Annotated in this window: 10 protein-coding genes, 1 tRNA gene and 1 pseudogene; 3 read left to right on the forward strand and 9 right to left on the reverse strand. The window is 45.7% G+C overall.

Going from position 1 to position 10,380, the window contains the following annotated elements; genetic code table 11:
* Window positions 1-213: 213 nt before the first annotated feature.
* The 7 genes from HMPREF3277_RS06310 to rlmD form a co-directional block, all read right to left on the reverse strand.
* Window positions 214-289: transfer RNA gene (locus tag HMPREF3277_RS06310), tRNA-Asn, on the reverse strand.
* Between the two features lie 85 nt (window positions 290-374).
* Window positions 375-734 (reverse strand): roadblock/LC7 domain-containing protein, encoded by a 360-nt coding sequence (locus HMPREF3277_RS06315; RefSeq protein ID WP_003760395.1) that lies wholly within the window; start codon window positions 732-734, stop codon window positions 375-377.
* A gap of 30 nt (window positions 735-764) precedes the next feature.
* Window positions 765-1,418, reverse strand: a complete 654-nt coding sequence (locus HMPREF3277_RS06320) for a hypothetical protein (protein WP_009313121.1) — start codon at window positions 1,416-1,418, stop codon at window positions 765-767.
* A gap of 1 nt (window position 1,419) precedes the next feature.
* The gene (locus HMPREF3277_RS06325; protein ID WP_003760398.1) at window positions 1,420-1,956 is read right to left on the reverse strand and encodes a GTP-binding protein; all 537 of its coding nucleotides are present in this window, start codon (window positions 1,954-1,956) and stop codon (window positions 1,420-1,422) included.
* Window positions 1,957-1,968: 12 nt separating this feature from the next.
* On the reverse strand, window positions 1,969-3,069 hold the full coding sequence (locus HMPREF3277_RS06330; protein WP_070870386.1) for a response regulator: 1,101 nt from the start codon (window positions 3,067-3,069) through the stop codon (window positions 1,969-1,971).
* A 20-nt stretch (window positions 3,070-3,089) separates the two neighbouring features.
* Entirely contained in the window at window positions 3,090-4,541 is a 1,452-nt protein-coding gene (locus HMPREF3277_RS06335) for a 23S rRNA methyltransferase (protein WP_141765189.1), read from the reverse strand.
* A gap of 163 nt (window positions 4,542-4,704) precedes the next feature.
* A complete protein-coding gene (rlmD, locus tag HMPREF3277_RS06340) occupies window positions 4,705-6,036 on the reverse strand; it encodes a 23S rRNA (uracil(1939)-C(5))-methyltransferase RlmD (protein WP_070870387.1) in 1,332 nt (443 codons plus the stop codon).
* Window positions 6,037-6,200: 164 nt separating this feature from the next.
* Here rlmD and HMPREF3277_RS06345 point away from each other — a divergent pair, with 164 nt between their 5' ends.
* Entirely contained in the window at window positions 6,201-7,193 is a 993-nt protein-coding gene (locus tag HMPREF3277_RS06345; protein ID WP_070870388.1) for a L,D-transpeptidase, read from the forward strand.
* 263 nt (window positions 7,194-7,456) lie between these two features.
* On the opposite strand, the pseudogene HMPREF3277_RS15285 reads toward HMPREF3277_RS06345, so the two are convergent.
* Window positions 7,457-7,519, reverse strand: a pseudogene (locus HMPREF3277_RS15285) (transposase); the annotation flags it as partial.
* A 50-nt stretch (window positions 7,520-7,569) separates the two neighbouring features.
* Window positions 7,570-8,364 carry a 3'-5' exonuclease gene (locus tag HMPREF3277_RS06350; RefSeq protein WP_003744040.1) on the reverse strand — a complete coding sequence of 265 codons (795 nt, stop codon included), beginning with the start codon at window positions 8,362-8,364 and terminating at the stop codon, window positions 7,570-7,572.
* Window positions 8,365-8,552: 188 nt separating this feature from the next.
* Between HMPREF3277_RS06350 and glyQ the strand changes: the two genes are divergently transcribed.
* Together glyQ and HMPREF3277_RS06360 are read left to right on the forward strand one after the other, a co-directional pair.
* Window positions 8,553-9,455, forward strand: coding sequence for a glycine--tRNA ligase subunit alpha (gene glyQ / locus HMPREF3277_RS06355; protein WP_003780086.1), 903 nt, complete (start codon window positions 8,553-8,555; stop codon window positions 9,453-9,455).
* A gap of 11 nt (window positions 9,456-9,466) precedes the next feature.
* The gene (locus tag HMPREF3277_RS06360) at window positions 9,467-10,273 is read left to right on the forward strand and encodes an RsiV family protein (RefSeq protein ID WP_003780085.1); all 807 of its coding nucleotides are present in this window, start codon (window positions 9,467-9,469) and stop codon (window positions 10,271-10,273) included.
* Window positions 10,274-10,380: the final 107 nt, after the last annotated feature.

The raw sequence follows: 10,380 nt of genomic DNA on the forward strand, positions 1-10,380 counted from the left end.
GCCTTTTTCTGTTATGGAAAGTTGCACTTCAAATTCGAATCCAAGGTCGTCTGAAAATCCGTCCATGCATTGCTACTATTTGTAAGATGAAATAGGTTTGCGCTTTTATGACAACAATTCAATTCCACGAAACAACTGAATAAAGAAAATATCAATACAATCTACTTTATAAAAAAGCCTGAACATATTTTCGATGTTCAGGCTTTTGATATTTGGCTCCCCGACCTGGGCTCGAACCAGGGACCTGCGGATTAACAGTCCGTCGCTCTACCGACTGAGCTATCGGGGAATTAGAAGGGGAATTATATCTTAAAAAAACAAGAAGTCAAGAATTAATCCCCTATTATCATTAATGATATGATTTATATGCGGTTTTATAAAATTTCTGCAATATGTTTAGCAGCACGTTTAGCATCCAGCAAAATCAACCCCAGCTTACCGCTTTCCTTCGCCATCAGTGCCAATACTGCATTATCACCTGCTTGACTCAACAGAATATAACCTGTTTTACCTTTAACCATCACTTGATCCAACTCACCACATGCCAGCTCATGCACTGAACGGTTGCCCAATGCCAACAATGTTGCAGACATAGCACCAACTCTGTCCGCATTCAAATGTGATGGGAGCATTGTAGCAATTGGCAAACCATCAGTCGATATTACAGCTGAAGCTGTAATATCGGGAGAAGTATTATTTAAATCACTCAACACAGAGATTAATAATTGTTGCATATTTATTCCATTCTCAAATTATAACTTTAGTTATATAGTTTGCTGGCGGCTACCATATCTGTGGTACAACACTTTAACCAGTGTCACGAACGCCTCTTTATTTAAGTCAGGCATACCACCTATAACTAGAATCAGCTTAGTTTCACCAATATACAATGGGAAAAATGTTAACTCGCTCTGACCAGAAGGATCACAAATCCCCCATGCACTATTATTGATATGCAAATTGTTACGAATCAGCAGACGATGACCATCTTCCATCTTAGCCACTTCGCTTGCCAACAGGCCCAACTCTTCGGCAGCTTCATGATGAAAATTAGCATTGGCAAAATACAGACCATTCTCATCAGCCAGCAAAGCTTTACCTGAATTAGACAACTGCTCTAACAATTCCGGTAACTGCTCATCTGTTAAATGAATATCTTCGTTACTAATATTTTCATCACCATATAAAAACTCTAAACGTTGCAAACGGTACAACAAGTTTAAAGCCGTATTGATATCACTGGTATCAGCCCAAGCTAGAATTTTTTCGCTACTAATGACCTCTGACGGGTTTGCACGCAATAAGCTATATAGCAATGTTCTACTTGCGCTTGGTGTATCGCTGGTTACTGCATAATAAGCACCAGCAGGTGTAATTCTGGGATATAAATTTGATTGCAAAGAAAGTGTTGATTCCATTTTATACCTCTAAACCCGGATCAATTGAGAACAACATTGCGCTAACCAATTGTTTGACATCATCTTCTCTACGAGCATCAATCTCAAAAACCGGTACATTAAAATTATTTTGTGCTAAATATTTCTGATATACATCAACGCTTGGCAATGAACGAATATCCATTTTAGTAACGCCTACTACTAATGGCGCTGTTTTCAATAATTCTCGGAATGCTTCCAAGAAAAATTGCAAATCCTTCAATGGGTTTGTTCGTGTATTATCCAAAAGCAATACCAATCCCATACTACCCTGGCTTAGAATTTCCCACATAAAGTTAAAACGTTCTTGCCCCGGTGTACCATATAAATGAACTTTGACTTCTTCATCCAAATGGATCACACCATAATCCATTGCTACGGTGGTATACCCCTTACGAACCAGCGTCATATCTGATGCAGATGCATCTGTCTGTACAGGCGGCTCATCTGATAACGCAGAAATTGCTGTTGTTTTACCTACTCCAACCGGACCGGTAAAGATAATTTTATTTTCTTTCATTACATGTCCTTTTTAGCGTTTTCCCAATAATTTACGCATTAAGCGCTGTAACAAACCGCGTGGCTGCTCTTGCGAAGGACCTGCCACTTTTTCTGCATCCTTAACCATCTGACTATCAGGCACATCGCTATTAACACTAACATGTTCAGAAATATTGGCATGCTGATTAGCTTGATTCGGAGCATATTCGCTATCCGTTGCCAAAAAGCCTGTTACAGAGGTTGCCGCCAAATAATTCAAGATATCCGGCATTTCCAAAGGCATAACTTTATAGAGGATATTTAAGTTGACTGATGTTTTAGTTAAAAACGCAGATAACCTCATAGACTCTGGAACCGGAGCAAGCCTGGTCAAATTAGGCCAACGCTTTAAAGTAAAAATCGTTTGAGGAGTCATCGGATAAATCAATCTTCCCTGAGCAGTCCAAATTGCCATCTGCCACAAACAAGACATAATCGTTACTTTGGCTTTTTCTTTCCACTGGGGATTATCCGGCACGACTTTGCATACAACAGATAAATTGTCATTCTTACAAAGCCCTTCTAACTCATGGGCGTTGACTGTCAGCAATACCCTTTGAATACTTGGGAAAACGATTAATACCGGTTTACCCTCATGTAAAACGGCAATATCCTGATGGCCTTGACTGGCAAACTTCAAAGCACCAAGTAATCCTTTATTCGGATTAAAGCGACGAATAGTAGCCTTTCTACTTTCGTTACCGTTTTGCGCTCCTTCTTGTACTTCTGCCTTTTGAGCCGAAGCATCAAAAATATTCCCGCCCTGCGCCAAACTTCTCAAAATCGGGAATAAGGTATCGAATTTAACCGGCTTAGCCAAATACGGTGTTGTAACAGATGGCTCTTGCGAACAAAACATCGCAATAGGAATATCAGGATATTTGATTTTGAGCGTTTTCCAAGTTTCAATGCCCTCAGCAGTATCAGTATCTACCAATACTAAATCTGGTATTTCATCTGAATCTGAGTCAAGAATCTGATAGTTCGTCGTATTGTGCATTTTAAAGGCCATACGGAAAACGGCTTCTTGCTGCTCGCTCATATCGCGCAGCATAATCCGTATGGTTTTGATTTTAGGTAACAGATTATCCATCATGGTACTCTCTAATTATTTTATTTTTTTGAATGTTGATTTACATGTTGCAGCAAACGGCTCATTGCCAATACCACTTCTTCCGGAAGGCTGACAACGCGTTCACGCAATAAGCGCAAGAATTGTTCCAGACGTGCCCAATCCTCTACTCTTTCGTAAAGATCGAACAGCATCACATACAATTGAGATTCTTGCGGGTACTGTAAAACAGCTTGTTCCAAAGTACCTATGGCCAAATCCAACTGACCGTACATCAGTAAAGATTCAACTTCTTTCAGTGCTTCATCTGCAGGAGAGGCGTTGACGCTAATGATAGAAGAATCTTTTTGTACCAGTTCGCGATATTTAGCTTTCATTTGAAGAGAAGTAGGTCGGATATAACCCCTTTCCAAACCAATTTCTCTGATTTTATTTTCGTTAGGTCCTTTCTCCAAATCATCAAATACTTCATGATAACCAAGGCTATATCCCCAACCCAGCATGCGTTCTTTCACTTGGCGGCCATACTGACCCAATGAGTGGTACAACTTCCACAAGTGTTTAGCAAACTGACTGATTTCTTCATGCTGATAGTCAAGTTTTAATGCATCGATGATAAGGCTTGCCGGCTTAGAAGAGCTTTGAATGGCACGGTTATATTGTTGAACGGCAGTTTCATAGCCTACTTTATCTTTTAAGATTTTGGCACTTTGTTCAGGTTTAACAAATCCGATAACGGCTCCCATTTCTTCCGGAGTAATATCGGTAAACTCTTTCTTGCCCAATACGATAGCAGCGCGTTTGGAAACGCCAGGGGCGTGATTAGCGCCTGCATTGTCATTAGTCATCGCAGGAGCGGATGTCGAAGCCTCTTCCAAATCAGGTTGCTCTCCGATTTGGCGCTCGATTTCCTGCATGCTCCATCCCAAACGGTTTTCTGCCAATACGCGTAACGGCAAATGCGTCTGATCGGACATCAAGCCGGCTTTAACGTACTCAGCCAGACTTTCTTCAGACAAGACAGAGCCATGACGCTCCAAGGCGTCTGTCAGCATATCGATATTGCCAACACGCAGACTCAGCCCGACAAGCTCATGTACTAATTTTTCAGGAGCCCCATCGTTTAGGCCATTCAAATAACCCGCCAAAGATTCGGCAGCCTTACTCTCATAACCAAATTGCTTATATACTTGATATTCCGTCAGTGGGTCGACTTCTTGTGCAGATACAGACGTAGTTGAACCGGCAGAACCACTGCCTCCCCATTCCCAATCTTGTTGATCCGGATCGGAAACGGATTGATTGACCTGATCAACCCAATCTGGACTTCCCCCTTCAATACTTTCTTGATTTGGGTGATGGTTTTTTTTGGATGATGCTTTAGCTGCTTTTGTCGTCTTTTTAGTTTTAGCTGTGCCCTTCTGTTTATAAAAAATAAACAGCAGCACCATAAACAAAAGCACTAGCAATATGATTAAAAGTGGATTTTTCAAGAACACCTCCCGATACTGTGGTGCGGCAAATAAAACTACATATATTCGATGTTCGGCATTTATGGAAACAGCCGAATCATCTATTCCCCAATTGAATTATGATAACATGATTCAACCAATAATTACATTAAAAACCATTTGTCAGACACTCCCACTATCGGATTTACAACTCAAACACGCCGATGGATTCGACATGAGAAGTTTGTGCAAACATATTCATAATGCCTGCAGATTTGAAGTTGTAACCCTTATTTACCAATACTTCCGCGTCACGTGCAAAGGTTGAAGGATTACATGAAACATATACGATTTTTTTCGGCAGGTATGGCGTATGTAGCGATTTGACAACAGCATAAGCACCGCTCCTGGGCGGATCGAGCAACATTTTGTCGAATACCCCCCATGAGGCTACCGTCTGCTCATCTGTCTCAAACAAATCTGCCACCTCAAACGACGCATATTTTACACAACTGTTTCGAAGAGCGTTTTGCTTGGCACGCAAAACAAGGGAATCCAATCCTTCAATACCCGTTACTGACGCACCGCTCTTTGCCATAGGAAGGCTGAAATTACCCAACCCGCAAAACAAATCTGCCACCCTGTCATTAGGCTGTATATCCAACAAGCGCAAAGCCCTGCTGATCATTACGGCATTCAAGTCCGCATTAATCTGCGTAAAATCACCCGGCTGATAAGGCATCTCTATCGAAAATTCAGGCAAACCGTATTTCAATTCGGGCAAATCTTTAGGGTACAGTACAGTTGACGGCTCGCGCCCATATTGAAACCAGACCTGCCAAACTTGCTTTACCCCACCTGATATCTTATCAAACCATGTCTCAATTTGCTTCAAAGAGTAGCCAGACGGTTTTTTTATGAAACAAATGTTCAAAACGACCAATGCACGGCTATTATAAAATTCTACAAATCGGACTGCCGCCCCGCCATCAGACAGGGTTTGCAACAACAATTTCACCATAGGTAAAACATCTGAAATATGCTTAGGCAACACCTGACATGTTTCAATATCGACCACTTCATTCGTTTTTTTCGCCTGAAAACCCATTTTCAGACGACCCTTCTTATCGACTGAGACACTCAACCGCGCTCTATCCCGATAATGCCAAGCCGAACCATAAATAGGCGGAAGAATCTGTTCCGGTTTGACTCTGCCGATACGCTCGAGCTGTTCTTCCAAAATACGTTGCTTCAATGCAACTTGAGCAGCTGGAGACACATGTTGCAACGAGCAGCCGCCACATGTCTCATAATAACCACACGCAGGCCGGACCCGTTCAACCGACTCTTTTAATACTTCTACTGTCTCTGCTTCACTGAACTGTTTCTTCTCCCTCAGCACCCGAAACGACACTTTCTCAGTAGGCAGCGCACCTTTAATAAAGACAGTTTTGCCGTGTACTCTGGCAACGCCGCGCCCCTCATAATCCAGAGAAAAAACATCAGCCACGCCGTCAAAACATTTCGTATCAGCCATCACTTATCCACTCGACACCCGGTTTATCTTTTCAGATGACCCAAATCCATACCTGCCGCTCAAACCGGCAAGCAACCGAAAGGGCATATTTTCGCACAAAAAAATACAGATTCAGGTATGATTTCCCAAAATCTTCTTTTCATTTATTACAAGTATTACGACACATGAAAAAAACCATTTTCGGCCTGACCGCTGCCTTCTTAGTTACCGCTGCCTCAGCCAACACACCCATCCCGGACGTCTCTCCCGTTTCCGAAGGTCAGCACGTCGTCATCAATATTCCGCAACAACGCTTATTCTTATATACAGACGGCAAACTGACCAAAATCTATCCTGTCGCCGTCGGCAAGGCCATGACCCAAACCACATTGGGCGAACACAAAATCGGTGCAAAAGCCTTTAATCCGACTTGGCACATCCCTAAATCCATCCAAAAAGAACGTGGCGACGGCGTCAAAAGCGTACCTGCGGGCCCTAACAATCCGCTCGGTCCTGTTTTTGTCCGTCTGGGCGATCCCAAACTCGGTTTAGGCATTCATGGCACTAATGCCCCTGCCAGCGTACCGGGCGTCCGCAGTCACGGCTGCGTCCGCATGAAGTCTCCGGATGCACTGGAATTTGCTAAAACAATCGCCTCCGGCGCTCCCGCCTCCGTCATCTACCAAATGGCCAGCCTCAACGAAGATGCCAACCAAAACCTTTGGCTGGCTGCATACCAAGACCCATATGGCAAAAAAAATCTGGATACTGCCGTCTTGAAGAAAAGTATTGCCGCTTGGGCAAAAGCACACGGTAAAACAATTAATCCGGCTAAAGTAGACGCTATTTTAAAAAACCGCACCGGTGCCGCCAACTGTCTGACCTGTACCAAAGGCGTCAAACTCAAAACCCCGTTGAAATCACTCGCCTGGACGAGCGGCTCCAGCGCTTTCAGCAAACCTAAAATTGCGCCTAAGCCTGCTCCGGTCAAAGATGTGGTTCTGCCTAAAGGTACTGAAATCGAAGTCGAAGCTGACGATACACCCGCTTCCGCACCAAACCAAAGCGTTCGTCCTGAAGCAAATCCGGCAAAACTGTACAACACCCCCGCCAGCACGCCGAGTTATCCGAAATATGACATCCCGGAAGGCAGCGAGCCGACAGGAGTGTTGTTCTAAAAGCAAAGGAATTTTCCGAATGCAAAGGTCGTCTGAAATTCAGCTCCCTAACAATATAGGAGCCGACAAATTTCAGACGACCTTTTTCATCCAATATCGTTCACATCCTTACAATCAAACCGCCTGCGCTCCCTTTTTTCCCAATAACCGCTTTACCAAACCAAATGCCAACTGCTTTTCAGTATCAGGAAAACAATCCAGCCCGATACACCGCTATTGTATAGTGGATTAACTTTAAACCAGTACGGCGTTACCTCTCCTTACCGTACTACCTGTACTGTCTGCGGCTTCGTCGCCTTGTCCTGGTTTACAGTTAATCCACTATAAATTAGCGGCTTTCCGCCCATCGTCAGGGCTTTAGAAAATCACCGCGTTGTTAACGCCACGCGGCGACAAACTCATTCCAATGCTGCTTGTCCTGGGCCTGTCCGGTCAGGTAATGCTTCAGCCGTTTGACTTCCACTTCATACTCGTCCGCATCCAAAGCGCCGCTCATCAGGCGGAAGCGCAGGAACATTAAATAAGTGTTTGCCGCATCGGTTTCGCAATAATCGCGGATGTCTTTCAGACGACCTGCGTGGAACGCCTCCCAGACTTTGCTGCCGTCCATGCCCAGTTTACCGGGGAAACCGCAAAGTTTCGCCATATCGTCCAGCGGCACATTGGCACGCGGTTGGTACAGGGCGAGCAGGTCCATCAGGTCGCAATGGCGGTTGTGGTAGCGGCTGATGTAGTTGTTCCACTTGAAATCGCGGCTGTCGCCGAAATCGCCCTCGCCCATATCCCAATAACGCGCCGCCGCGATGCCGTGTATCAGCGCTCGGTAATGCAGGACGGGCAGGTCGAAGCCGCCGCCATTCCAACTGACCAATTGCGGCGTATGGCTTTCGATAAGGTCGAAAAACTTGGCGATCATTTCCTCTTCGCTGTCGTGCATTTCGCCTATGGTGCCGACGTGGATTTTGTCCTGCCCCCAGCGCATACAGCAGGAAATGGCGACTACTTGGTGCAAGTGGTGCTGCATAAAATCAGAGCCGTTTTGGGCGCGGCGTTTCTGCTGGGCAAACAAGACCACCTCGTCGTCCGGCAAAGAGGCAGGCAGGTCGTACAACAGGCGGATGCCGTTCACATCAGGCACGGTTTCAATATCGAAAGCCAAAATCGGGGTCATGGGCGACTCCTCAAATTCAATCAAAACAGATTAAAACAGACAACAGGATAACGGCATTGTGGCATGTTTCCGCATTTATTGACAGTCAAATCACACCGCTGCCCCGCCATTCCATCTGCCTGTACACCTACCCAAAACACCGTCAAAACAGTAAAATCCCCCTTTTATCCCAATCCGAAACATAAGCCATGCTCACCTTCCAACAAATCATCTTCAAACTGCAAACATTCTGGGCAGACAAAGGCTGCACCGTCATCCAACCTTTCGACATGGAAGTCGGCGCCGGTACTTCCCACCCCGCCACCTGCCTGCGCGCGCTCGGCCCAGAGCCTTGGTTTGCCGCCTACGTCCAACCCAGCCGCCGCCCCAAAGACGGCCGCTACGGCGACAACCCCAACCGCCTGCAACACTATTACCAATTCCAAGTCGCCCTCAAACCCGCGCCCGCCAATATCCAAGACCTCTATCTCGACTCCCTGCGCGAATTGGGCATCGACCCCAAAGTCCACGACATCCGCTTCGTCGAAGACGACTGGGAAAACCCCACCCTCGGCGCATGGGGCTTGGGCTGGGAAGTCTGGCTCAACGGCATGGAAGTGACCCAGTTCACCTACTTCCAACAAGTCGGCGGCATCGACTGCACGCCTGTACTCGGCGAAATCACCTACGGCATCGAACGCTTGGCGATGTATCTGCAAGGCGTAGAAAACGTCTATGACCTCGTTTGGGCAAAAACGCTCGACGGCAACACCGTCACCTACGGCGACGTGTACCACCAAAACGAAGTCGAACAATCCACCTACAACTTCGAATACAGCGATGCCGACTGGCTGCTGCGCCAATTCAACGACTACGAAGCGCAAGCCAAACGCCTGCTCGCCGAAGAAAACGCCAGCCTCGCCCTGCCCGCCTACGAGCTGGTCCTCAAAGCCGGACACACCTTCAACCTCTTAGACGCACGCGGCGCCATTTCCGTTACCGAACGCGCCACCTACATCGGCCGCATCCGCGCGCTGAGCCGCACCGTGGCGCAGAAATACGTCGAAAGCCGCGAAGCATTGGGCTTTCCTTTAATTAAATCAAAATCCTAATAGGTGTTGATATGTTCCACAAAACGCTTGCCGCCGCCGCATTGTTCCTCATTTTCTCTGCAAATGTTCAGGCTGCCCCTTTATCGTTTCAATCCAAAACCTTGGAAGCCAAATCCTGTGACGGAAAAAACAGTGAAGGCAAACCCCTTTGCCATCAACTTACCGTCAGCTATCCGATTACCGGCGATAAACATTTGGATGACTGGGTCAGGAAAGAAATGGGCGGCAAACTGCCTACACAGAAATCGGTTCAGACGACCTTGATACGCGACAAAGACGTAAAGGAGACCAATAAGGAAAACCAAAAACTCCGCAAAGCCGGTGAGTATCCTTGTGCTTTGGACTATATAGATACGTTGGAACTGGAAGGCTATACGCCCAATTATGCTGTTTTCGGACAAGAAGACTGGGAATACAATTGTGGCCCGCACGGATACGGCGTGCACACGCTAACAGTATTGAAGCGCGGCATTGCCAATCCGAAGCCGCTTAAATTGAACGACATCCTGTTACCCAATCAAGAAGGAAAACTGACACACCTGCTTGAAGAAGCCTATGTCAAATACCTGAAGGAAAATAGTGGTGACACCGAAGAAGAAGCACGTGATTACATTAGTGGATACAATAGTGACAAATTTTCCGCTACGGAAAACTGGCGTTTCGATAAAAACGGCTTGACTTTCCTGTATCAAAGTTACGAAATCGGGGCATATGTTTTAGGCAGACCTGAGTTTACTATCCCCACTAAGGATTTGCAGGGAATTGTGAAACCTGAAATCTTGAAGGAAGCGGAGCATTTCATACAACCTAAAAAATAATTAAGGAACCGGTGTAGATTATCTCCCCTTAGCTTCTGACCGATTCAAGTATAGTGGATTAACTTTAAACCATTACGGCGTTGCCTCGCCTTAGCTCAAAGAGAACG

The sequence above is a fragment of the Neisseria sp. HMSC70E02 genome, assembly GCF_001838645.1.
In the GTDB taxonomy this organism is placed as follows: domain Bacteria; phylum Pseudomonadota; class Gammaproteobacteria; order Burkholderiales; family Neisseriaceae; genus Neisseria; species Neisseria macacae.

Excerpts from the sequence above, each read along its gene's own strand:
- HMPREF3277_RS06315 (WP_003760395.1), bottom strand. The coding sequence starts at position 734 with ATGCAACAATTATTAATCTCTGTGTTGAGTGATTTAAATAATACTTCT.
- HMPREF3277_RS06320 (WP_009313121.1), bottom strand. The coding sequence starts at position 1,418 with ATGGAATCAACACTTTCTTTGCAATCAAATTTATATCCCAGAATTACA.
- HMPREF3277_RS06325 (WP_003760398.1), bottom strand. The coding sequence starts at position 1,956 with ATGAAAGAAAATAAAATTATCTTTACCGGTCCGGTTGGAGTAGGTAAA.
- HMPREF3277_RS06330 (WP_070870386.1), bottom strand. The coding sequence starts at position 3,069 with ATGGATAATCTGTTACCTAAAATCAAAACCATACGGATTATGCTGCGC.
- rlmD (WP_070870387.1), bottom strand. The coding sequence starts at position 6,036 with ATGGCTGATACGAAATGTTTTGACGGCGTGGCTGATGTTTTTTCTCTG.
- HMPREF3277_RS06345 (WP_070870388.1), top strand. The coding sequence starts at position 6,201 with ATGAAAAAAACCATTTTCGGCCTGACCGCTGCCTTCTTAGTTACCGCT.
- HMPREF3277_RS06350 (WP_003744040.1), bottom strand. The coding sequence starts at position 8,364 with ATGACCCCGATTTTGGCTTTCGATATTGAAACCGTGCCTGATGTGAAC.
- glyQ (WP_003780086.1), top strand. The coding sequence starts at position 8,553 with ATGCTCACCTTCCAACAAATCATCTTCAAACTGCAAACATTCTGGGCA.
- HMPREF3277_RS06360 (WP_003780085.1), top strand. The coding sequence starts at position 9,467 with ATGTTCCACAAAACGCTTGCCGCCGCCGCATTGTTCCTCATTTTCTCT.